At 52.7% G+C, this 21,667-nt stretch carries 19 protein-coding genes and 16 other annotated features; of the genes, 9 read left to right on the plus strand and 10 right to left on the minus strand.

From position 1 onward, the window contains the following. Positions 1-79: 79 nt before the first annotated feature. Together yeaH and yeaG are read right to left on the minus strand one after the other, a co-directional pair. Positions 80-1,377, minus strand: a protein-coding gene (yeaH, locus tag STM1284) for a putative cytoplasmic protein (protein ID NP_460250.1). Within the gene, positions 80-1,366 belong to an annotated coding region; the region does not span the whole gene. Next, positions 1,372-1,377, minus strand: a ribosome-binding site (putative RBS for yeaH; RegulonDB:STMS1H001536). (Overlaps the previous gene by 6 nt.) Positions 1,378-1,488: 111 nt before the next feature. After that, positions 1,489-3,437 (minus strand): putative Ser protein kinase gene (yeaG, locus tag STM1285; protein NP_460251.1). Within the gene, positions 1,489-3,423 belong to an annotated coding region; the region does not span the whole gene. Further along, positions 3,432-3,437 (minus strand) — a ribosome-binding site (putative RBS for yeaG; RegulonDB:STMS1H001537). Its footprint overlaps the gene before it by 6 nt. Before the next feature lie 397 nt (positions 3,438-3,834). After that, positions 3,835-3,840: a ribosome-binding site (putative RBS for mipA; RegulonDB:STMS1H001538), on the plus strand. On the opposite strand from yeaG, the gene mipA reads away from it, so the two are divergent. The 3 genes from mipA to STM1288 all read left to right on the plus strand — a co-directional run bounded on the left by mipA (position 3,835) and on the right by STM1288 (position 7,036). After that, positions 3,835-4,596 (plus strand): scaffolding protein for murein-synthesizing holoenzyme gene (gene mipA, locus STM1286; RefSeq protein NP_460252.1). Within the gene, positions 3,850-4,596 belong to an annotated coding region; the region does not span the whole gene. (Overlaps the previous feature by 6 nt.) A 289-nt stretch (positions 4,597-4,885) precedes the next feature. Continuing rightward, entirely contained in the window at positions 4,886-6,082 is a 1,197-nt protein-coding gene (locus STM1287; protein NP_460253.1) for an arylsulfatase regulator, read from the plus strand. Positions 6,083-6,172: 90 nt separating this feature from the next. Further along, positions 6,173-6,178, plus strand: a ribosome-binding site (putative RBS for STM1288; RegulonDB:STMS1H001539). Then, positions 6,173-7,036, plus strand: a protein-coding gene (locus tag STM1288; RefSeq protein ID NP_460254.1) for a putative aldehyde reductase. Within the gene, positions 6,179-7,036 belong to an annotated coding region; the region does not span the whole gene. It overlaps the preceding feature by 6 nt. Before the next feature lie 98 nt (positions 7,037-7,134). Here the strand turns inward: STM1288 and yeaD are convergent. Together yeaD and gapA are read right to left on the minus strand one after the other, a co-directional pair. Next, positions 7,135-8,031, minus strand: a protein-coding gene (gene yeaD / locus STM1289) for a putative enzyme related to aldose 1-epimerase (RefSeq protein NP_460255.1). Within the gene, positions 7,135-8,019 belong to an annotated coding region; the region does not span the whole gene. After that, positions 8,026-8,031: a ribosome-binding site (putative RBS for yeaD; RegulonDB:STMS1H001540), on the minus strand. It overlaps the preceding gene by 6 nt. 322 nt (positions 8,032-8,353) lie before the next feature. Beyond that, the gene (gapA, locus tag STM1290; RefSeq protein NP_460256.1) for a glyceraldehyde-3-phosphate dehydrogenase A occupies positions 8,354-9,361 on the minus strand. Within the gene, positions 8,354-9,349 belong to an annotated coding region; the region does not span the whole gene. Then, positions 9,356-9,361 (minus strand) — a ribosome-binding site (putative RBS for gapA; RegulonDB:STMS1H001541). It overlaps the preceding gene by 6 nt. A 291-nt stretch (positions 9,362-9,652) precedes the next feature. Further along, positions 9,653-9,658: a ribosome-binding site (putative RBS for yeaA; RegulonDB:STMS1H001542), on the plus strand. Between gapA and yeaA the strand changes: the two genes are divergently transcribed. Together yeaA and yeaC are read left to right on the plus strand one after the other, a co-directional pair. Further along, positions 9,653-10,104, plus strand: a protein-coding gene (gene yeaA / locus STM1291) for a hypothetical protein (RefSeq protein ID NP_460257.1). Within the gene, positions 9,661-10,104 belong to an annotated coding region; the region does not span the whole gene. Its footprint overlaps the feature before it by 6 nt. Positions 10,105-10,129: 25 nt before the next feature. Continuing rightward, positions 10,130-10,135: a ribosome-binding site (putative RBS for yeaC; RegulonDB:STMS1H001543), on the plus strand. Continuing rightward, positions 10,130-10,424, plus strand: a protein-coding gene (gene yeaC / locus STM1292; RefSeq protein NP_460258.1) for a putative cytoplasmic protein. Within the gene, positions 10,146-10,424 belong to an annotated coding region; the region does not span the whole gene. (Overlaps the previous feature by 6 nt.) 351 nt (positions 10,425-10,775) lie before the next feature. Here the strand turns inward: yeaC and pncA are convergent. The 3 genes from pncA to sppA form a co-directional block, all read right to left on the minus strand. Next, the gene (gene pncA, locus STM1293) for a nicotinamidase/ pyrazinamidase (RefSeq protein ID NP_460259.1) occupies positions 10,776-11,444 on the minus strand. Within the gene, positions 10,776-11,432 belong to an annotated coding region; the region does not span the whole gene. After that, positions 11,439-11,444 (minus strand) — a ribosome-binding site (putative RBS for pncA; RegulonDB:STMS1H001544). It overlaps the preceding gene by 6 nt. Positions 11,445-11,458: 14 nt before the next feature. Then, the gene (gene ansA, locus STM1294; RefSeq protein ID NP_460260.1) for a cytoplasmic L-asparaginase I occupies positions 11,459-12,492 on the minus strand. Within the gene, positions 11,459-12,475 belong to an annotated coding region; the region does not span the whole gene. Beyond that, positions 12,487-12,492, minus strand: a ribosome-binding site (putative RBS for ansA; RegulonDB:STMS1H001545). (Overlaps the previous gene by 6 nt.) A gap of 78 nt (positions 12,493-12,570) precedes the next feature. Beyond that, positions 12,571-14,439 (minus strand): protease IV gene (gene sppA, locus STM1295; RefSeq protein ID NP_460261.1). Within the gene, positions 12,571-14,427 belong to an annotated coding region; the region does not span the whole gene. Further along, positions 14,434-14,439 (minus strand) — a ribosome-binding site (putative RBS for sppA; RegulonDB:STMS1H001546). Its footprint overlaps the gene before it by 6 nt. 147 nt (positions 14,440-14,586) lie before the next feature. Next, positions 14,587-14,592, plus strand: a ribosome-binding site (putative RBS for ydjA; RegulonDB:STMS1H001547). On the opposite strand from sppA, the gene ydjA reads away from it, so the two are divergent. From ydjA to topB, 3 genes are all read left to right on the plus strand, one after another. Beyond that, positions 14,587-15,152 (plus strand): putative oxidoreductase gene (gene ydjA, locus STM1296; protein NP_460262.1). Within the gene, positions 14,601-15,152 belong to an annotated coding region; the region does not span the whole gene. Its footprint overlaps the feature before it by 6 nt. A gap of 105 nt (positions 15,153-15,257) precedes the next feature. Continuing rightward, positions 15,258-15,263, plus strand: a ribosome-binding site (putative RBS for selD; RegulonDB:STMS1H001548). Further along, positions 15,258-16,313 (plus strand): selenophosphate synthase gene (gene selD, locus STM1297; protein ID NP_460263.1). Within the gene, positions 15,270-16,313 belong to an annotated coding region; the region does not span the whole gene. Its footprint overlaps the feature before it by 6 nt. 4 nt (positions 16,314-16,317) lie before the next feature. Beyond that, entirely contained in the window at positions 16,318-18,267 is a 1,950-nt protein-coding gene (topB, locus tag STM1298; RefSeq protein NP_460264.1) for a DNA topoisomerase III, read from the plus strand. 29 nt (positions 18,268-18,296) lie between these two features. On the opposite strand, the gene gdhA is transcribed toward topB, so the two are convergent. Then, positions 18,297-19,655 (minus strand): NADP-specific glutamate dehydrogenase gene (gene gdhA, locus STM1299; RefSeq protein ID NP_460265.1). Within the gene, positions 18,297-19,640 belong to an annotated coding region; the region does not span the whole gene. Then, positions 19,650-19,655 (minus strand) — a ribosome-binding site (putative RBS for gdhA; RegulonDB:STMS1H001549). Its footprint overlaps the gene before it by 6 nt. A 212-nt stretch (positions 19,656-19,867) precedes the next feature. Continuing rightward, positions 19,868-19,873: a ribosome-binding site (putative RBS for STM1300; RegulonDB:STMS1H001550), on the plus strand. On the opposite strand from gdhA, the gene STM1300 reads away from it, so the two are divergent. After that, positions 19,868-20,154, plus strand: a protein-coding gene (locus STM1300; RefSeq protein ID NP_460266.1) for a putative periplasmic protein. Within the gene, positions 19,879-20,154 belong to an annotated coding region; the region does not span the whole gene. Its footprint overlaps the feature before it by 6 nt. Here the strand turns inward: STM1300 and STM1301 are convergent. Together STM1301 and xthA are read right to left on the minus strand one after the other, a co-directional pair. Further along, positions 20,114-20,530, minus strand: a complete 417-nt coding sequence (locus tag STM1301; protein ID NP_460267.1) for a putative mutator MutT protein — start codon at positions 20,528-20,530, stop codon at positions 20,114-20,116. The two genes, STM1300 and STM1301, sit on opposite strands and share 41 nt — an antisense overlap. 72 nt (positions 20,531-20,602) lie before the next feature. Continuing rightward, positions 20,603-21,421 (minus strand): exonuclease III gene (xthA, locus tag STM1302; RefSeq protein NP_460268.1). Within the gene, positions 20,603-21,409 belong to an annotated coding region; the region does not span the whole gene. Further along, positions 21,416-21,421 (minus strand) — a ribosome-binding site (putative RBS for xthA; RegulonDB:STMS1H001551). (Overlaps the previous gene by 6 nt.) Positions 21,422-21,667: the final 246 nt, after the last annotated feature.

Consider the following 21,667-nt stretch of genomic DNA (forward strand, 5'->3'; position numbering starts at 1 on the left):
CGGCTATTATAGTGGTAGTATGTATAATTGCCTTGTTAGTGATAAATCAGCCCGTGACTCATTACGGGCTGATTTATGGTTATGCACTTTGATTGGCGCTCTGTTTCTGAAACAATTCGCGGAATACCGGATAAATATCCTCCTGATCGCGAATATGCTGCATGGCGAAGTTATCGAACGTCGCCTGCAGATGTTCATACTCGCGCCATAAGGTCTGGTGGGCGCGGCGGGTAATCTCGATATAGCTGTAATAGCGCACTACCGGCAGCAGCTTTTTCGCCAGAATCTCATGACACAGCGGTGAATCGTCGGCCCAGTTATCACCGTCTGACGCTTGCGCCGCATAGATGTTCCACTGACCGGGGTCGTAGCGCTCTTTAACCACTTCGTCCATGAGTTTAAGCGCGCTGGAGACAATCGTCCCGCCGGTCTCTTGCGAATAAAAGAACTCATGTTCGTCCACTTCCTTCGCCTGGGTATGGTGGCGGATATAAACCACTTCGACGTTCTTATACGTTCGGCTCAAAAACAGATAGAGCAGAATGTAAAAACGCTTGGCCATATCTTTGGTTGCCTGGTCCATCGAACCCGAGACGTCCATCAGACAGAACATCACCGCCTGGCTGGAGGGCTCAGGCCGTTTTTCATAATTTTTATAGCGTAAATCAAAGGTGTCGATAAACGGCACTCGCTCGATTTTAGCCCGTAGTTCGGCAATCTCCCGACGTAACCGCTCCTCTTCAAGCAGTTGCGCTGGTTCGCTGTGGCTGATGGTCTCCAGTTCCGTTTCCAGCGCGTGCAGTTCGCGGCGTTTTCCTGCCGTCATTGCTGTACGGCGCGCCAGAGAGTTTTGTAGCGAACGTACCACGCTGATATTGGCCGGTACGCCGTTTGAGGTGAAACCGGCGCGGTGAGTTTTATACTCGTTAAGCTGGCGATGCTGGTTTTTCTTCAGATTAGGCAGCGCTAAATCTTCAAAGAGCAGATCCAGATACTCATCTTTTGAAATCTGAAAAACAAACTCATCCTGGCCTTCGCCGTCCTGGCTGGCCTGACCTTGACCGCTGCCGGAACCGCCGCCGCCACCGCCTTGCGGACGCTCAATGCGATCATTCTGGATAAAGTGATCGTTACCCGGATGGACGCGATGGCGCAGACCGCCGCGCCCCTGATGAAACATCGGTTCGCTAATATCATCGGTTGGAATAGAGACGGACTCTCCGCTGTCGACATCGGTCACAGAGCGTTTATTAATCGCTTCGGAAATCGACTGCTTAATTTGTGCTTTATAACGACGCAAAAAGCGCTGGCGATTCACCGTGCTTTTATTTTTGCCGTTAAGACGTCGGTCTATGAACCAGGTCATATGCCCCCCGTACTGCCAACTGAGCGCCTGTTCTGTCAGTGCCGGATAGCGCTAACGCTTAGCCAGTCTACAGAACATTACTTTGTAGGCCCGGTAAGCGCAAGCGCCACCGGGCATTAACATCACGACGATTTACGCACGCGCAGGTACCACTCGCACAGCAAACGAACCTGTTTACGGGTATACCCTTTTTCCATCATCCGATCGACAAAGTCGTCATGCTTTTTCTGCTCGTCAGTCGACGTTTTGGCGTTAAAAGAAATGACCGGCAACAGCTCTTCAGTATTGGAGAACATTTTTTTCTCAATCACCGTGCGCAGCTTCTCGTAACTGGTCCAGTTTGGATTACGGCCGCTATTGTTGGCTCTGGCGCGCAGGACAAAGTTTACTATCTCATTACGGAAATCTTTCGGGTTACTGATACCCGCTGGTTTTTCAATTTTTTCCAGTTCGGCGTTCAGCGACTCGCGATCGAACAGTTGACCGGTATCCGGGTCGCGATACTCCTGATCCTGAATCCAGAAATCCGCATAAGTCACGTAACGATCAAAAATGTTCTGCCCGTACTCAGAGTAAGATTCGAGATAGGCCGTCTGGATCTCCTTGCCGATAAATTCGGCGTATTTCGGGATCAGGTAGCCTTTCAGGAACTCCAGATAACGCTCAGCCTGCTCCTGCGGGAACTGCTCGCGCTCGATTTGTTGTTCCAGAACGTAGAACAGATGTACCGGGTTTGCCGCCACTTCCGCATGGTCGAAGTTGAATACGCGGGAGAGGATCTTAAAGGCGAATCGGGTGGAGAGACCGTTCATCCCTTCATCCACGCCCGCATAGTCGCGATACTCCTGGTACGATTTGGCTTTAGGGTCGGTATCTTTCAGGCTTTCACCGTCATAAACGCGCATTTTCGAGTAAATACTGGAATTTTCCGGCTCTTTCAGGCGGGAAAGAATCGAGAAACGCGAAAGCGTTTCCAACGTGCCCGGCGCGCAGGGCGCATGAGCCAGCTCGCTATGATTAAGCAGTTTCTCGTAGATTTTGATCTCTTCGGAGATTCGCAGGCAATAAGGCACCTTCACAATATAGACACGGTCGAGGAACGCTTCGTTATTTTTATTGTTACGGAAAGTCACCCATTCAGATTCGTTTGAGTGGGCAAGTATGATGCCATTAAAGGGCAGGGCGGAAATACCTTCCGTACCATTGTAGTTACCTTCCTGGGTTGCGGTCAGCAAGGGGTGCAGCACCTTAATAGGCGCTTTAAACATCTCGACGAACTCCATGATCCCCTGGTTAGCGCGGCACAGCGCGCCAGAGTAACCATACGCATCCGGATCGTTCTGGGCGTGATGTTCGAGTTTACGAATATCCACCTTGCCGACCAGCGCCGAAATATCCTGGTTGTTTTCATCGCCGGGTTCCGTTTTGGCGATGGCAATCTGCTCCAGAATGGAGGGCCAGACTTTCACCACGCGGAATTTAGTAATATCGCCACCAAACTCATGCAGGCGTTTGGCCGCCCACGGGGACATAATCGTACCGAGATAGCGGCGCGGAATACCGTACTCTTTTTCCAGAATCTGCGCGTCTTCCTGCGGATTAAACAGGCATAACGGATGATCGTTGACCGGACTACGCTCGCCGTTGGCGCTTAAAACATAAATTGGCACGCGCTGCATTAGCGATTTCAGCCGTTCAGCGAGCGATGATTTGCCCCCCCCCACAGGTCCCAGCAAATAGAGAATTTGCTTCTTCTCTTCCAGCCCTTGCGCCGCATGTTTTAGATAAGAGACAATCTGTTCAATCGCGTCTTCCATGCCGTAAAACTCTTCAAACGCAGGATAGCGAGCAATAACCCGGTTGGAGAAGAGTCGGGAAAGTCGGGGTTCCTGGGCAGTGTCGACCATATTAGGCTCGCCGATAGCCATTAATAGCCGCTCTGCCGCGTTGGCATAAGCACTGCGATCTTGCCGACAAATGGTAAGAAAATCCTGCAGTGTGAACTCTTCGTCCTTGGCAGCTTCGTAACGCTGGCGATAGTGATCGAATATATTCATGATATGCCATCCTTTCGTTTTTTCGCACATGTTAAGAGCCGTTCATATGAATAGTAGAGGCTCCCGGAAGAGGTAGACTGAACGCCGTCTCTGCTAAGGAAAAAAAAGCAACTCTCATGCCATTTTATTGGTCAGAAGATTAACGTGTCCGGTGATACACCTTCTTAACATTAAGCGTAGATGGCATTTGCAAAACTTGCCTGTACGCGTCAGTGGATTTCGATGACATATCAATAACTCATCAGGTAGAAAAGGCTGGTGGATATCAGAAAAAGCGTTCCCGGTCACATAACGATCATCAGCCGATCATCTGAAAATAATCGGTTGTGGTGATATTAAACGGTTACATTGTGTAAAATAGTTGGGCTTACAGGTATTGGCGGTTACACTTTTGCCGCAGAACATTTGAATAAGGAATTATGGATTGTGACCAAACTTAAACTTCTGGCTCTTGGCGTGTTTATTGCAACATCCGCCAGCGTCGCGCACGCTGAAAGCAACCTGACGTTGGGCGCAGGCGTTGGTGTGGTTGAACACCCTTATAAAGATTACGATAGCGATGTTTATCCGATACCGGTCATCGCTTATGAAAGCGAAAACTTCTGGTTCCGTGGTCTGGGCGGCGGGTACTACTTGTGGAATGACAATGCCGATAAGTTGTCAATCATGGCATACTGGTCCCCGATGTACTTCAAACCGGGCGACAGCGATGACCATCAGTTGCGTCGTCTGGACAGGCGTAAAAGTACTATGATGGCGGGCGTTTCTTACGCGCATCACACCCAATATGGATTCCTGCGTACCTCACTGGCAGGGGATACGTTGGATAACAGTAACGGTATTGTCTGGGATCTGGCCTGGCTGTATCGGTATACCAATGGCGGGCTGACCTTAACGCCAGGTATCGGGGTTGAATGGAATAGCGAGAACCAGAACGATTACTATTACGGCGTATCACGTAAAGAATCTTCGCGTAGCGGCCTGCGCGGCTATAACCCGAACGATAGCTGGAACCCGTATCTTGAACTTAGCGCTAACTATAATTTCGCCGGTAACTGGAGCGTATATGGTACTGCGCGCTACACCCGCCTGTCGGATGAAATTACCGACAGCCCGATGGTGGATAAATCCTGGACCGGTATCCTTTCTACTGGCGTGACCTATAGATTCTGATTGATTGAATTTGCCGGAAAAACCACGACAAAGCCTGCGTTATGCGGGCTTTGTGCTGTCTGAAACGCGAACATGACGGCTTGCATAAATGCGCTGTTGACCGGGTATGGCGCAGCCTTATGTGATTTATACTTTGTTACATCAATTTAAAAAACTAGCCTTTTATATGAAAAATCCAGGTGATTACAACTGCGCTAACAATTAGCGTAATAATTGTTGCAATGCTGGCTGATATCGCCCTGTCACGTCCCGCTTATGCTATACCCATTCTTCACAGCGAGTAAGACGAATGAGCATAGTATTCAATACCGTAGCCAAGCCCAGCGGCAGTCTGTGTAACTTATCCTGCAAGTACTGTTTCTATCTTGATAAACCCCGGGGGCAGCGCGTCATGTCTGACGATGTGCTGGAGACGTATATCCGCCGGGTAATTGATGATACGCCATCCTCAGAGGTCTCGTTTTGCTGGCAGGGGGGAGAGCCGACGCTATGCGGTCTTTCTTTTTACCAAAAAGTGGTGCGCTTGCAGCAACGCTATGCCAACGGCAAAACTATCTACAACAGTCTGCAAACCAATGGCGTATTAATCAATGAAGAGTGGGCGGCTTTCTTTGCGCAGCACCAGTTCCTGATTGGTATATCGATTGATGGGCCGCAAGTCGTTCATGATAATTACCGGAAAACGCCGTCAGGGCGGGCGTCTTTTTCCCGAGTCGTTAATGCTATCCGCCTTCTGCAGGCAAATGATGTCGAGTTCAACACGCTCACTGTCGTGAATGATGCGTCATGCTGTCATGGCAACGCTATTTATCATTTTTTGACGCAGGAACTGGAAAGTAAACACCTGCAATTTATTCCCATTGTTGAGCCGCTCGCGCAAAAAGCGCAGCGTTCTTTGACGTTATCTGACAATGAGGATTCGCCTTCGCTGATGCCCTTTTCCGTCACGCCTGAAGGGTGGGGCGCCTTTATGTGCGATGTTTTTGATCAATGGATACGTCACGATGTCGGACGCATATTCGTACAGCTTTTTGATAACTTACTTGGCGTCTGGATGGGGGAGCCCGCCACGCTTTGTACGATGCAGTCGACCTGCGGACAAAGTTTGCTGGTGGAGCAGAATGGCGACGTGTTTAGCTGCGACCATTTTGTTTTTCCCGCCTATAAACTGGGCAATCTGCAGCAACACTCTTTAGAAGAAATGGCGGCCTCTCCTTTTCAGCAGCAGTTTGGCGCGGCTAAAGCAAACCTTTCCTCACGCTGCCAGAACTGTACGTGGCGCTTTGCCTGTCACGGCGGTTGTCCGAAACATCGAATTTGTATGGACGGCGGCGAACGGCAAAATTATCTCTGTAAAGGATATCTGGAGTTCTTTCAACATGTGACGCCCTATATGAATGTGATGCGTCAATTATTACTGAATCAGCGACCCGCCGCGCATATTACCCGCATCGTCGACATGATTGCGGATGACGTTCGTCAGTGACAAGAAAATCGCCCCCTTGCGCGGTATGATGCCGGACATTACCGTAGGGTCTAAGAGTCCTGTATTGTTTTACCGTCGAGTGACATTGAAAAGGAAATGAAATCAGTGAAAAACGTAACGTTTTGCGGGCAGGTGACGCTTCCTGCCATCGGACAGGGAACATGGTATATGGGCGAGCGCGCGGATCAACGTCAGCGCGAGGTTTCGGCGTTGCGCGCGGGGCTGGATTTGGGGTTACGCCTTATTGATACAGCGGAAATGTATGCCGACGGCGGGGCGGAAAAGGTCGTGGGCGAGGCGTTAGCAGGGCGACGCGATGAGGCATTTCTGGTGTCAAAAGTGTACCCGTGGAACGCTGGCGGCCAGAAGATAGTTGCCGCCTGTGAAGAAAGCCTGCGTCGTCTGAAAACAGATTATCTCGATCTCTATCTATTGCACTGGGCCGGAAGCTTTTCATTCGAAGAGACCGTTGAAGGTATGGAGCGGCTAATCGCGCAGGGGAAAATTCGCCGTTGGGGAGTCTCTAATCTTGATTATGACGATATGCAGGCGCTGTGGCGCATCCCTGGGGGACAGCAATGCGCGACAAATCAGGTGCTCTATCATCTGGCGTCACGTGGTATTGAGTATGATTTATTGCCGTGGTGTCAACAACAGCGAATGCCAGTGATGGCCTATAGCCCGCTGGCGCAGGCTGGCCGGTTACGTAGCGGTTTACTGAATCATCCGGTGGTGAATGAAATTGCGCAAGCGCATAACGCTACGGCGGCGCAAATCTTACTGACGTGGGTGATTGCGCATCCGGGCGTGATGGCGATCCCGAAAGCCGGAAGTACAGAACACGTGAAGCAAAATGCGGCGGCGCTTGAGATCGCCTTGTCAGCAAACGAACTTGCCTTACTGGACAACGCCTGGCCTGCGCCAAAAGGGAAAACCGCGTTGGATATGGTGTGACGCCGGATAAAATGTGTAAGCGCCGCCATCCGGCAGGTCATGCCTGATGGCGGCTGACGCCTTTCAGATCCTATAGTAACGCCGTTATCCATTCACTTTTAGCGTTTAGCGACGCAGATAGTCTGCGCCAGACGAGAGGGTTTTTCTTCTGTGGCTTGTTGCGGCGCAGTAGCGTAAACCGTTTCAACGCAGACAAACGTTTTATAGCCGTCATCCGGCATGTCGCCCATGCTGACGGACAACGCCGGGCCAGGGTTCCAGCCTACGACGTTAAGGTGATGGTGGTGGACCACATCAATCGTGCGGTTTAATGTCGCATCGTGGATCACGCTACATGCTTCAGGATTGAGGTAAACGCGATCGGTACGGTCCGGAAAGGTTTGTATACCGTCGGTCAGGACACCTTCTTTAGCGTCGTTAACTTTATCAATAAACCGATCGCCGAGTCCGCTGACCTTAACGTTGGCGATGTCGCCAACGTTAAAATAGCTGTGGAGCGCGGATGTGGTTGCAAATTCGCCATGCGCTTCCAGTTCAATTTCACAGGTTTTACCCACTTTAAAACGTGCCAGCAGCGTGAAATCGTGCGGCCAGTATTTCCGGGTGGCCTCACTGCTTTGCAGCTCAAATGTCAGCATTACGCCATTATCATCTTCATTATGCGCTTTTAGCGCCCACGGAAGATTACGCGCAAAGCCGTGTGACGGCAGACCCTGTTGAGCCGCAGGTCCAAACCAGGGCCAGCAGATCGGTACACCGCCGCGTAGCGCCACGCCGGTTTTGAAAGGCGTATTATTACTGAGCCACAATACCTCTTCCTCGCCAACGGGTTTCCAGGAGAGAAGGTGCGCGCCCTGTAATGCAAAAGAGGCTTTAACCTGCGGATGGTCAACGACGATCAGATCCAGGTCATCAAGCTGACGACGGGAAAGGACAGGGGTAAGCTGTTCGATAACCGGGAGGGCAAAAATTTTATTAATCATTACGCAATCCTCTTAACCCTAAATAATTCGAGTTGCATGACAAGGCGCTTGTGCCTTGACCAGTGCTTGCGCTGGCCCGTAGAGGCGAGGCCGCAGGCCGAGTAACGCGGCAAGTGAACGACAAATTCATCGGGAACGAATTTGAACAACCGTAGGTAATCTCCGGCCAGGGACATGGACATCCCTGATTCATCCCGATAAGTTCGACTTCCGTCAGTGATTCGGGTGAGAAAGCATAGCCAACACACCTGCAACTTGAAGTATGACGGGTATATCTTTAAGCAAAAAAAAGAGCGACCTGAGTCGCTCTTACCAATGACTGTGTCATCTCAACTTATTTGGAGATGTGAGCAATCAGGTCCAGTACTTTGTTGGAGTAACCGGTTTCGTTATCGTACCAGGAGACCAGTTTCACGAAGTTGTCGTTCAGCGCGATGCCTGCTTTAGCATCGAACACGGAAGTGCATACTTCACCGTTGAAATCGGTAGATACAACGTCGTCTTCGGTGTAACCCAGCACGCCTTTCATTTCGCCTTCGGCAGCAGCTTTAACAGCAGCTTTGATCTGCTCGTAGGTAGCCGCTTTTTCCAGACGAACGGTCAGGTCAACAACGGATACGTTCGGAGTAGGAACGCGGAACGCCATACCAGTCAGTTTGCCATTCAGTTCCGGCAGTACTTTACCTACCGCTTTAGCAGCGCCAGTAGAGGACGGGATGATGTTCTGAGATGCGCCGCGGCCGCCGCGCCAGTCTTTGTGAGACGGGCCGTCAACGGTTTTCTGGGTTGCGGTAGTCGCGTGAACAGTAGTCATCAGACCTTCGATGATGCCGAAGTTGTCGTTGATAACTTTAGCCAGCGGCGCCAGGCAGTTGGTGGTGCAGGAAGCGTTGGAAACGATGTCCTGGCCTTCGTATTTGTCAAAGTTAGCGCCTTTAACAAACATTGGGGTGTTGTCTTTAGACGGACCCGTCAGAACCACTTTTTTCGCGCCAGCGGTGATGTGTTTACGCGCGGTTTCGTCAGTCAGGAAGATACCGGTAGCTTCAGCCACTACGTCAACACCAACTTCGTCCCATTTCAGGTTAGCCGGATCGCGTTCAGCGGTAACACGGATTTTTTTACCGTTAACGATCAGATGACCGTCTTTCACTTCAACAGTACCGTCGAAACGGCCGTGAGTGGAGTCATATTTCAGCATGTATGCCATGTACTCTGCGTCTAACAGGTCGTTGATTGCAACGATCTCGATGTCAGAACGTTTCTGAGCAGCACGGAAAACAATGCGACCGATACGGCCAAAACCGTTGATACCTACTTTGATAGTCATATATTCCACCAGCTATTTGTTAGTGAATAAAAGGTTGCCTGTAAAATTACAAAAACCTTACGCAGCGTCAAGCGGAATCGTGTCAATCATTGCGACAAATCAATCCTCTGCACAACCTTTGCGCGGCTGATTCGCCTCACTCTTCCTTTCGGCTTGAAACCACATGGGGGCGCCGCCCCGAATTTTAAAGGGCAACCGAGATAATAATGTGACATCAGTCACGATTCGTGAGCCGCCATTTCGCAATGATCAAGTTTAGAACAAAAGTTGGTACTGAGGTGTTAATGTTTTGTTAGAATCGGTCAGGCAATGTGAGCACGTTTAAAGTGAGATGTGAGCAAATGGCTAACCAACCTTCAGCAGAAGAACTCAAGAAAAAATTGTCCGAAATGCAATTCTACGTGACGCAGGATCGTGGCACAGAACCGCCATTTACCGGACGCCTGCTACATAATAAACGCGATGGGGTTTATCACTGCCTGGTCTGTGATACGCCGCTTTTTCACTCCCACACCAAATACGATTCAGGCTGCGGCTGGCCTAGCTTTTACCAGCCTGTCAGCGAAGAGGCGATTCGTTACATAGACGATTTTTCTCATGGAATGCAGCGTGTCGAAATTCGTTGCGGTAACTGCGATGCGCATCTCGGACACGTTTTCCCGGACGGGCCGCAGCCAACCGGTGAGCGCTATTGCGTTAACTCGGCCTCGCTGGCCTTTTCTGACGAGAAAAACGGCGATCAACTGAAAGGCTGAAAAAACGATTCAGCAAATTATTCCACAGGAGCGGACACATCATGAATCTTGATGAGATCATTAACAGCATGACGCCGGAAGTGTATCAACGTTTATCCACCGCCGTTGAGCTGGGTAAATGGCCGGATGGCGTGGCGTTGACGCCGGAACAGAAAGAAAACAGCCTGCAACTGGTGATGCTATGGCAGGCGCGGCACAATACCGAAGCGCAACATATGACGATCGATACTCACGGTCAGATGGTGATGAAAAGCAAGCAGCAGCTCAAAGCGGATTTCGGTATTACGTCAAAGCCGATTGCGACATTGAAAATGCAGTAACGGCAGCCGGATAAGAGGTAGCCGCCATCCGGCGGTTTCATTGCCAATGCGTTGTGCTTACCGGGCCTGCTCATTGCTGTCAGGCACAGGCCCGCCATATTTTTACCCATTAACGCTTAATGTCCAGCGAGTCCGCCAACTGTTTCGCTAACTGATTATTGTCATCGGTGCCTTATTCCCAGAACATTGCGCCAGCCAGCCCGCGCTTTTTAATCTGTTTTGTTAGAAGCGCTCTCCAGCCTGCGTTGAGCTTTGCCTGGTAGCGACGCTGACGTGACGTATCCGGCCCAAAGATCTATGCAATGGTCTCACCGTTGCGTGATGTATTGACCGGATACGATACCTGCTCCGCTACCTGGCGACAGCCTGGCCCTGCGTCTCTTCCCAGTCTGCCAGCGTATACAGCGTCGCGCCTGCCGACGCCATCTCCATAAACGCGTGCGCGCTATCCTGCGGGTGAATATTCACGCCGCGACAGCCATCGGTGATAACGTTAACGGCATAGCCCAACTCTAGCGCATCCAGCACCGTAAATTTTACGCAGTAATCGGTCGCCAACCCCATCACGATAAGCTCGGTAACGTCATGCTCGCGAAGCCAGGTATCAAGGGTAGTTTTCTGCCGATGTTCGTTGTCAAAAAACGCACTGTAGCTATCAATCAGCGGGTTTTCACCCTTATAGATGCAGGCGTCAATCGCATGTTGGTTAAGCAGGGGATGTAACGCCGCGCCGTCGGTATGTTGAACGCAGTGATCCGGCCAGAGCGTTTGCGGCAGCCCGTCCAGCTTTCCCTGACTATAGGGTTCCGCCTGATGCTGGCTGGCGAAGCTGCCATGCTGCGCGGGATGCCAGTCCTGGCTGGCCAGCACCGGAATCTGCCGGGGCTGGCACCAGTCAATAAGAGCGTTGGCGATGTCGATGGTGCTGTCGCCTTCCGCTACAGCCAGCGCGCCGCCGGCGCAAAAATCATTTTGCAAGTCGACCAGTAATAAGGCCCGGTTTGTCATTATCTTCTCCTTGTCGTCGGGATTTTTTAATCATCCGGCGTCAATTCACCACGCAAGTTTTGCGCCATCGCGCTACGAATCGCCTGAGTGTCCAGACCCTGGCTTAACAAATAATGCAGTTTGGTTAAGGTGGCTTCGACGGTCATATCGGCACCGCCAATCACGCCAGCGTGCGCCAGCGCATTACCGGTAGCGTACCCGCCCATATTGACTCGCCCTGACATGCATTGCGTCAGGTTAACCACCACGATGCCGCGCGAACTGGCCTCTTTCAGCTCCTGTAAAAACGCTTTATTTTGCGGCGCGTTGCCTACGCCATAAGAGCGCAGAATCAGCGCTTTTACCGGCTGACGCAGAAAGTTACGTACTACCTCGGCGGAAATCCCCGGATAAATCGTCACTACGCCTATCGGCTGCGGCGTAATAGGGTGAACGATTAATTCACCAGAACCGTAGGGCGCGGGAGGCGTATTTAAACGGCGAATGTGAATTCCTGCTTCCAGCAAGGGCGGCAGATTGGGAGAGGCAAAAGCGTCAAACCCATCCGCATGGGCTTTGGTCGTGCGATTACCGCGGAACAGACGATTATTAAAAAACAGCGTTACTTCATTAATAGGGTAGTTGGCGGCGACATAAAGCGCATTCAGCAAATTAATTTGCCCGTCGGAGCGCAGCTCAGCCAGCGGAATTTGTGACCCTGTCACAATGACCGGTTTACCCAGATTTTCCAGCATGAAAGAGAGCGCCGATGCGGTAAACGCCATCGTGTCGGTGCCGTGCAGAATAACAAAACCGTCATACTCATCGTAGTGCGCTTTGATATCTGCAGCGATATGCTGCCAGTCTTCCGGCGTCATATCTGATGAATCCATCAGCGGGGCATATTCATGGATGGTAAAATCCGGCATCTCCGGGCGGTGGAATTCCGGCATCAGCGCCAGCTGGCGCTGAAGGTGCCCGGACACCGGGATATACCCTTTATCTGAGCGCTGCATACCGATAGTACCGCCGGTATAGGCAACGTAAATTGATTTCTTTTGCATGATAATGTTCAGTCGTGTCGCGAAGGACGTATTAATGATTATCGGATGGCGGCTATGAGCAGACGCCGCCATCCGGTATGGCTATTGATGAAGCATTAGCGAACGTTCGCGCAAGTCAAACAGAACGCATAACGGTTTTGCGGATCGTTAAATGCCGCCAGTTTATCCCCCTCGGCCTTCACCGTGTTGGCGGCGGAAACGAGCGGCGCCGGGAGCATCGCCTGAATGGTCTCCGGCAGCATGGCGCGTACTGATCCGGTCATACTGTCCATGACCATATCAAGGACCGTCGGTTCGTCCTGATAGTAATCAAGATGCCACTGTTTCAGTTTCGCCAGCTCCGCCGCTTTGGCGACGGCGTCGTCAAAGTCGCCGAGACTGTCCACCAGACCATTGGCTTTCGCGTCTTCTCCGGTCCAGACATGGCCTTGTGCGATTTTATCAATTTGCTCCGGCGTACGCTTACGCGCGTCTGCCACCAGCGTGATAAAGCGTTTGTAGCCGTACTCAATACTGAGTTGCATCATCTGCTGCACTTCCGGTGACAGCGCTTTGGTCATCGAAATATCCGCCAGCGGCGAGGTGGAAACGCCGTCGCTGTGTACGCCAATCGACGACAGGCTGTTTTCTACCGTATTGATGACGCCGAAGATGCCAATTGAACCCGTCAGCGTGCTGGGGCTGGCCACGATATAGTTTGCCGGCGTAGAGATCCAGTAACCGCCGGAGGCCGCCATACCGCCCATTGAGACCACCACCGGTTTGCCAGCCGCTCTTGCCGCCGCCAGTTCGGCGCGGATAACTTCGGAGGCGTTGACGCTACCGCCTGGGCTATTGACGCGCAGCACAATCGCTTTCACTTTAGGATCAAGGCGTGCGTCGCGGATCTGCGATGCCGTAGTGTCGCCGCCGACATTCCCTGGCGTTTCTTCGCCATCCATAATCGCGCCATTGGCGAAAATAACCGCAATAGTACCGCCGGTATCCGCAGGCGTTTTCAGCGAATAATCGTAATAGCTGATCGCGCGATAGTTATTTTCGGTTTTGCTCCAGCCAAACTGCTTCGTCAGCGCTTTTTCAACATCTGCGCTGGAGGCGAGGGCGTCCACCAGTTTATGGTCGAGCGCATATTTGGCGGTGTCGCCGCCCACGCTGGTTAACCCGTCGATAATAGCCTGCGCGCCGGGGAAGAGTTGTTGCGGCGAAATCTGGCGATTGGCGGAAACGGTATGCAGGTAGTTCTGCCACAGTTCGCCTATCCAGCGGCTGTCGGCCTCGCGGGCGGCGGGCGACATATCGTCGCGGATAAACGGCTCGACGGCGGATTTATAGGTGCCGACCCGGAAAACGTGGGTAGAGACTTTCAGTTTATCCAGCAGCGTTTTGTAGTACAGGCCATTCGTAGCGAAGCCGTGAAGATCTACCTGACCCTGTGGGGAAAGCCAAATTTTATTAGCGAAACTGGCGAGATAATACTGACCCTGGCTGTAGTTTTCACCCACGGCGAAAACCGGTTTGCCGCTGTCGCGGAATTCGCGCAGCGCTTTACCGATATAGCGCATTGATGGCTGATCGGCGCCGGTGAAGTTTTTCAGATCCAGAACGATACCCGTGATATTACGGTCATCTTTCGCCTGACGAATAGCGTTGACGATGTCAAACAGGGAGTTTTCCTGCAGACGGTCGGAGCTGGCGCCAAATAACTGGCGACCCAGCGCGCCCAGACGATGATTGGTGGAGGGTTTATCCACAATGACGCCGGAAATATCCAGCAGCAGAGCGCCGCGCGCGGTTTGCTCACTGTTGCTGCCGTTACCGATCTGCATCCAGATCCCAACGCCCACCAGGACCAGAAAAATAAAGAACAGGTTGAGTACCATTTCACGGACGAAGTTCAACACTCGCCACGTCCATTTAAAAAATCCGGCAATAAATCGCCACAGGGTTCGCATGTATTCTCCCTATCTGAGTAACAACGCTTGTACCTTGGTGAGGATAAAGCATTAAGATGTGGCTATCGTAATGACCCATCAGGCAGTTGTCAGCAGGAATCACTGCCTGCGCTGTAACAAAATCCGCTCCCGTGTTAATTTTGTGAATAAATATCATTGCTGGAGTTAATCAAATGGATGCACTAGAACTGCTGGTCAACCGTCGTAGCGCCTCTCGTCTCGCAGAACCGGCGCCTGTCGGAGAGCAATTACAGAACATTCTGCGGGCGGGAATGCGTGTTCCCGATCATAAATCTCTACAGCCGTGGCGTTTTTTTGTGATTGAAGGAGAGGGGCGCGACCGCTTCAGCGCCGTACTTGAACAAGGCGCTGTCGCTGCCGGGGGGGATGAGAAGGCGATCGAAAAAGCGCGTAATGCGCCGTTTCGCGCACCGCTGATTATTACCGTGGTGGCGAAATGCGAAGAAAACCATAAGGTTCCGGTGTGGGAACAGGAGATGTCTGCCGGATGCGCGGTGATGGCGATGCAAATGGCGGCGATTGCGCAAGGGTTTAATGGTATCTGGCGTAGCGGCGCATTAACGGAGAGCGCTATTGTGCGGGAAGCCTTTGAGTGCCGCCCGCAGGATAAAATTGTTGGTTTTCTCTATCTCGGCACGCCGCAGCTCAAAGCGTCAACGACGATCAGTACCCCCGACCCCACGCCGTTTGTGCGTTATTTCTGACGCTGAGGGATAAAACTGTCTGGATTCTGAGCAAAGGCGCGGTAATTCAGACAGTGATACTTACCACATCAGGGAATGAGCGCTACCATAGCGCGAATGCAATGACAGGAGATGTCCATGAGCGAGCAAGCCATTCGTTTAACGCAATACAGCCACGGCGCTGGTTGCGGTTGTAAAATTTCCCCTAAAGTGCTGGAGACTATCCTGCATAGCGAGCAGGCGAAGTTCGTCGACCCGAACCTGCTGGTGGGTAATGAAACCCGCGATGATGCGGCGGTTTACGATCTGGGTAATGGCACCAGTATTATCAGCACCACCGACTTCTTTATGCCGATAGTCGACAACCCGTTTGATTTTGGCCGCATTGCGGCAACAAACGCCATCAGCGATATTTTTGCGATGGGCGGCAAACCGATTATGGCGATCGCGATCCTTGGCTGGCCGATTAATACCCTGTCGCCCGATATTGCGCGTGAAGTGACCGAGGGGGGGCGTTTTGCCTGCCGTCAGGCCGGTATCGCGCTGGCGGGCGGACACTCTATTGACGCCCCGGAGCCGATCTTTGGTCTCGCGGTCACAGGCGTAGTGCCGACCGAACGGGTGAAGAAAAACAGTACCGCGCAGGCGGGATGCAAACTCTTTCTGACCAAACCGTTGGGGATTGGCGTGTTGACCACCGCCGAGAAAAAATCGCTGCTTAAACCTGAACATCAGGGGCTGGCGACGGAAGTCATGTGTCGGATGAACGTTGCTGGCGCGGCGTTTGCCAATATCGACGGCGTAAAAGCTATGACTGACGTTACCGGTTTTGGCCTGCTGGGGCACCTGAGCGAGATGTGCCAGGGCGCAGGCGTGCAGGCGCTGCTTTGCTATCAGGACATCCCTAAACTGCCGGGCGTGGAAGAGTATATTGCTCTGGGCGCCGTACCGGGCGGCACAGAGCGCAACTTCGCCAGCTATGGTCATCTGATGGGCGACATGTCGCGTGAAGTTCGTAGCCTGCTGTGCGATCCGCAAACGTCAGGCGGTCTGCTGTTGGCGGTAACGCCGGACGCCGAAGACGATGTTAAAGCCACCGCGGCGGAATTTGGTATCGATCTGACCGCGATTGGCGAACTGGTCGAGGCCCGCGGCGGTCGCGCTATGGTTGAGATTCGTTAACCTGATGCGGTTGTTTATTGCCGAAAAACCGAGTCTGGGGCGCGCCATTGCGGATGTGCTGCCAAAACCGCACCGTAAAGGCGATGGTTTTATTGAGTGCGGAAACGGGCAGGTCGTCACCTGGTGTATTGGTCATTTGCTGGAACAGGCGCAGCCGGATGCGTATGACAGCCGTTATGCGCGCTGGAATCTGGCTGACCTGCCTATCGTGCCGGAAAAATGGCAGCTTCAGCCTCGTCCTTCCGTCACCAAACAGCTCAATGTGATTAAGCGCTTTTTGCATCAAGCCGGTGAAATTATTCACGCCGGCGACCCGGATCGCGAAGGGCAGCTTCTGGTTGATGAAGTGCTGGATTATCTCCAGCTTCCTGCCGAAAAGCGCCAGCAGGTGCGGCGTTGTCTGATAAACGACCTTAACCCGCAGGCGGTCGAGCGTGCTATTGACAGGCTGCGGGCGAACAGCGACTTCGTGCCGCTGTGCGTATCCGCGCTGGCGCGAGCGCGAGCGGACTGGCTGTATGGCATTAATATGACCCGCGCTTACACGATCCTGGGCCGGAATGCCGGCTATCAGGGCGTGTTATCCGTGGGACGCGTGCAGACGCCGGTACTGGGGCTGGTGGTGCGGCGAGACGAAGAGATTGAGAACTTCGTCGCCAAAGACTTCTTTGAAGTGAAGGCGCACATCGTTACGCCTGCCGACGAGCGTTTTACCGCTATCTGGCAGCCGAGCGAGGCGTGCGAACCTTATCAGGATGAAGAGGGGCGCTTGCTTCATCGTCCGCTGGCGGAGCATGTAGTGAACCGAATCAACGGTCAGCCCGCGCTGGTAACCAGTTATAATGATAAACGGGAATCAGAATCCGCGCCGCTGCCGTTTTCGCTCTCGACGCTACAGATTGAAGCCGCCAAACGCTTTGGCCTGAGCGCGCAAAACGTGCTTGATATTTGTCAGAAGCTATATGAAACCCACAAACTGATTACCTATCCGCGTTCCGACTGCCGTTATCTGCCGGAAGAACACTTTGCCGGACGGCAGGCGGTCATGAACGCGATTAGCGTCCACGCCCCGGATTTACTGCCGCAGCCTGTGGTTAATCCTGATACGCGCAATCGCTGCTGGGATGACAAAAAAGTGGATGCGCACCACGCGATTATCCCGACGGCGCGCAGTTCTTCTGTCCATTTGACGGAAAACGAAGCGAAAGTGTACACCCTGATTGCGCGTCAGTATCTGATGCAGTTCTGCCCGGACGCGGTGTTTCGTAAATGCGTTATTGAACTGGAAATCGCCAAAGGGAAATTTGTCGCCAAAGCGCGTTTTCTGGCGGAAGCCGGTTGGCGGACGTTACTGGGCAGTAAAGAGCGCGACGAGGAAAACGACGGTACGCCGCTGCCGGTTGTCGCCAAAGGTGATGAGTTGCTGTGTGAAAAGGGGGAAGTGGTCGAACGCCAAACCCAGCCGCCGCGTCATTTCACTGATGCGACATTGCTTTCCGCGATGACCGGAATTGCCCGCTTCGTGCAGGATAAAGATCTGAAAAAGATCCTGCGCGCGACCGATGGGCTGGGGACGGAAGCCACGCGCGCCGGGATTATCGAGCTGCTGTTCAAACGTAGCTTTCTGACCAAAAAAGGTCGCTACATTCATTCTACCGATGCTGGCAAAGCGTTAATACATTCGCTGCCGGAGATGGCGGCCCGTCCAGATATGACCGCGCACTGGGAATCTGTTTTGACGCAAATCAGCGAAAAGCAGTGCCGTTACCAGGATTTCATGCAACCGCTGGTCGGCACGTTATATCAGCTGATCGAGCAGGCTAAGCGCACGCCGGTGAAGCGCTTCAGAGGGATAGTCGCGCCAGGCGGTGGAGACAAGAAAAAGAGCGCGCCGCGTAAGCGAGCGGGCAAAAAAAGCCCGCCTGCTGCGGAGACAGGCCGTCAGACCGAATAAGCGTAAAGCTATCTGGCCTGACGACGGGATTAAATGACGCCCTGCGCCAGCATGGCGTCGGCGACTTTCACGAAACCGGCGATGTTGGCGCCCTGAACGTAGTTGGTATGCTTATTGTCGCCGCCGTATTCGACACAGGCGTGGTGGATATCCAGCATAATGTGATGCAGACGGGCGTCCACTTTCTCGGCTTTCCAGCTCAACCGCGCGGCGTTCTGCGCCATTTCCAGCCCCGATGTCGCCACGCCGCCCGCGTTGGCGGCTTTACCCGGCGCAAACAGTACGCCCGCTTCAAGGAAGAGATCGGTCGCTTCAATCGTGGTTGGCATATTTGCCCCTTCCGCCACGGCTTTTACGCCATTGGCAATCAGTACGCGCGCGGCGTCAACGTCCAGTTCGTTCTGCGTCGCGCATGGCAGGGCGATATCCACCGGTACGCTCCAGGGCTGCTGGCCTTCCAGATAGGTTAAGCCAAACTCACGGGCGTAGTCAGCGACGCGACCGTCACGGCTGGCTTTAATTTCACACAGACGCGCCAGCTTCTCTGGCGTGAAGCCACTTTCATCGACCACCGTCCCGCTCGAATCCGACGCGGTAACCACGCGCGCGCCAAAGGCCATCGCTTTCTCAATGGCGTATTGCGCTACGTTGCCGGAGCCGGACACGGCGACGCGCATCCCTTCGAAACCGAGACCATGACGTTTAAGCATCGCTTCGGTAAAGTAGACCAGGCCATAGCCCGTCGCCTCCGGGCGAATCAGGCTGCCGCCGAAGGAAAGCCCTTTGCCGGTGAAGACGCAGGAGCTGTTATTGGAAAGCTTGCGCATCATTCCCGCCATAAAGCCCACTTCGCGCCCGCCCACGCCGATATCCCCGGCAGGCACGTCGGTATCCGGCCCTAAATGGCGATACAGTTCAGTCATCAGCGCCTGGCAGAAACGCATCACTTCGCCTTCGCTTTTCCCTTTCGGATCGAAATCGCTGCCGCCTTTACCGCCGCCCATCGGCAACGTGGTGAGGGCATTTTTAAAGGTTTGCTCAAAGCCGAGGAACTTAAGGATGGAAAGGTTTACCGAAGGATGGAAGCGCATACCGCCTTTATAGGGGCCGATAGCAGAGTTGAACTGCACGCGCCAGGCGCGATTTACCTGCACCTGGTTTTTGTCGTCCAGCCACACTACGCGAAACTGGATTACGCGCTCTGGTTCAACCAAACGTTCCAGTAAAGACATGTGGCGGTAACGGGGGTTTTGTTCAAGAAACGGCCACAGGGTGGTCATGACTTCACGGACGGCTTGCGCGAACTCGGTTTGATGCGGGTCGCGCTTTTGTACATGGTTGAGGAACGATTCCAGAGAACATGTCTGATCCATAGATATAAAAACCTCTTATATATTAATGTGGTTGTATTTGCGTTTTATCAGAATATGTATTTGCAGTTTTCGACTATACCATCAGCAATGTGACGGTAAGCAAGAAAAAAATGACGCTGCTAAGTAAATTCATAACGGGGCGAGGGTCATAACTAAAAGCGATGACAAAAGAGGATTAAAGTTTTCACGGCGGCTTACCGTTATACTGAGAATATACTTAGAAAAATAAGGAAATCCTATGCGCCGAAGCCTCGTGGTCGCCGTGATGGCGATAATGCCAATGGTCGGGCTGGCAAACCAGAACAGTCGTCCTGATATTCAGGTGAATGTCCCGCCGGAAGTTTTCAGCACGCGCGGTCAGTCGTCCCAGCCCTGCATTCAGTGCTGCGTTTACCAGGATCAGAATTACTCCGAAGGCGCGGTAATAAAAGTGGAAGGCGTCTTGCTCCAGTGCCAGCGTGACGAAAAAACCATCAGCACGAATCCGTTAGTCTGGCGTCGCGTAAAGCTATAAACGCCTGCAATAGCGGAATATCCGCCGGGGCGAGGGGGTACTCCAGCGCCTCTTCCGGCGTACACCAGGCTAATGCCTGATGTTCCAGCGCACGTATCAGACCGTTAAACGCAGGCACATGCCAGGCGTGCAAATGAATTCGTCGGCCAGACACGTCGCGTTGATGGCTGGCGATATAGACGCCGGGCGTGGCGTCAATCCCTAACTCTTCGCGTAGCTCGCGGATAAGCGCCTGCGGCTGGGTTTCGCCGGGTTCGACTTTACCGCCGGCAAACTCCCATAAACCGGCTTGATCCGCATGAGCTGGGCGCTGGGCCAGCAGAATTTTGCCGTCGCATTCAATGATGGCGGCAACAACATCGAGTTTTTTTATCATTGTCGTTAAGGTCGTTATTCCTGCCGGGAAGCGTCGCGCTATCCCGGCCTTACGGTTAATCAGAAAGCGGAATCAAACACGAAACGTCGCCCAGACCGGCGCATGGTCGGAGGGTTTTTCCATACTGCGAATGTCGTAGTCTATACCGGTTTCTGCGCAACGTTCCGCCAGCGGAGCGCTTGCCAGCAAGAGGTCGATACGCAGCCCGCGATTATCCACGAAACCTTTCGAGCGGTAATCAAACCACGAAAATTTATCCATCGTTTGCGGATTCGCCTGACGGAACGTGTCCACTAATCCCCACTTCAGTAACCGTGACATCCATTCACGCTCCTCCGGCAGGAAGGAGCATTTACCGGTACGCAGCCAGCGTTTGCGGTTTTCTTCGCCGATGCCAATATCCAGATCGGTCGGGCTGATATTCATGTCGCCCATAATTAATACCGGATTATCGCACTTGAGTTCCGTTTCAAGATAGTTTTGCAAGTTCTGATAAAACTGCGCTTTCGCGGGGAACTTCAACGGATGATCCCGGCTTTCCCCCTGCGGGAAATAGCCGTTAATGACGGTGATATTACCCAGCGGCGAGGGGATTTCCGCCATGATAATGCGGCGTTGCGCCTCTTCGCCATCATCCGGGAAACCGCGTCTGACGGAAATGGGCGTGGCTTTTGTTAGCAGCGCGACGCCGTAATGGCCCTTTTGTCCATGATAGAAAACGTTATAGCCCAGCTTCGCGACCTCTTCGAGCGGGAACATTTCGTCGTGGACTTTTGTCTCCTGTAGACCGATCACATCGGGCTGGTGTTTTTCGACAATCGCTTCAAGCTGATGGGGACGGGCGCGCAGGCCGTTGATATTAAAAGAGACAAATTTCATAGTCACTGCCACTTTGCAAGGTGAATCGTGTTGGGATGGTAACAGAAATTTTACCGGGTGACTGCCACTCATCGTCAGATTCGGCCAATGGAAGCGTATGGTGTTTTCTATAGCGCGAAAATGGCACGGTTTGCGTGCAGATGCGCCAGAACGGGGCGGTAATTTCCAGTAAATTTCGTATAAGATCACAATTCCAGAATTATATTTGGCAACTGAATAATATTTCGCTTTTTCCTCTTTTTAGCCACCGATTATGCG

The organism is Salmonella enterica subsp. enterica serovar Typhimurium str. LT2, from assembly GCF_000006945.2.
Classification (GTDB): Bacteria; Pseudomonadota; Gammaproteobacteria; order Enterobacterales; family Enterobacteriaceae; genus Salmonella; species Salmonella enterica.

What these genes read in the sequence shown, in the direction of transcription:
- pncA (NP_460259.1), bottom strand. Translation starts at nt 11,432, where the DNA reads ATGACAAACCGGGCCTTATTACTGGTCGACTTGCAAAATGATTTTTGC.
- ansA (NP_460260.1), bottom strand. Translation starts at nt 12,475, where the DNA reads ATGCAAAAGAAATCAATTTACGTTGCCTATACCGGCGGTACTATCGGT.
- yeaH (NP_460250.1), bottom strand. Translation starts at nt 1,366, where the DNA reads ATGACCTGGTTCATAGACCGACGTCTTAACGGCAAAAATAAAAGCACG.
- STM1301 (NP_460267.1), bottom strand. Translation starts at nt 20,530, where the DNA reads ATGATAAAAAAACTCGATGTTGTTGCCGCCATCATTGAATGCGACGGC.
- STM1287 (NP_460253.1), top strand. Translation starts at nt 4,886, where the DNA reads ATGAGCATAGTATTCAATACCGTAGCCAAGCCCAGCGGCAGTCTGTGT.
- topB (NP_460264.1), top strand. Translation starts at nt 16,318, where the DNA reads ATGCGGTTGTTTATTGCCGAAAAACCGAGTCTGGGGCGCGCCATTGCG.
- yeaD (NP_460255.1), bottom strand. Translation starts at nt 8,019, where the DNA reads ATGATTAATAAAATTTTTGCCCTCCCGGTTATCGAACAGCTTACCCCT.
- yeaG (NP_460251.1), bottom strand. Translation starts at nt 3,423, where the DNA reads ATGAATATATTCGATCACTATCGCCAGCGTTACGAAGCTGCCAAGGAC.
- sppA (NP_460261.1), bottom strand. Translation starts at nt 14,427, where the DNA reads ATGCGAACCCTGTGGCGATTTATTGCCGGATTTTTTAAATGGACGTGG.
- STM1288 (NP_460254.1), top strand. Translation starts at nt 6,179, where the DNA reads ATGAAATCAGTGAAAAACGTAACGTTTTGCGGGCAGGTGACGCTTCCT.
- ydjA (NP_460262.1), top strand. Translation starts at nt 14,601, where the DNA reads ATGGATGCACTAGAACTGCTGGTCAACCGTCGTAGCGCCTCTCGTCTC.
- gapA (NP_460256.1), bottom strand. Translation starts at nt 9,349, where the DNA reads ATGACTATCAAAGTAGGTATCAACGGTTTTGGCCGTATCGGTCGCATT.
- xthA (NP_460268.1), bottom strand. Translation starts at nt 21,409, where the DNA reads ATGAAATTTGTCTCTTTTAATATCAACGGCCTGCGCGCCCGTCCCCAT.
- gdhA (NP_460265.1), bottom strand. Translation starts at nt 19,640, where the DNA reads ATGGATCAGACATGTTCTCTGGAATCGTTCCTCAACCATGTACAAAAG.
- STM1300 (NP_460266.1), top strand. Translation starts at nt 19,879, where the DNA reads ATGCGCCGAAGCCTCGTGGTCGCCGTGATGGCGATAATGCCAATGGTC.
- yeaC (NP_460258.1), top strand. Translation starts at nt 10,146, where the DNA reads ATGAATCTTGATGAGATCATTAACAGCATGACGCCGGAAGTGTATCAA.
- selD (NP_460263.1), top strand. Translation starts at nt 15,270, where the DNA reads ATGAGCGAGCAAGCCATTCGTTTAACGCAATACAGCCACGGCGCTGGT.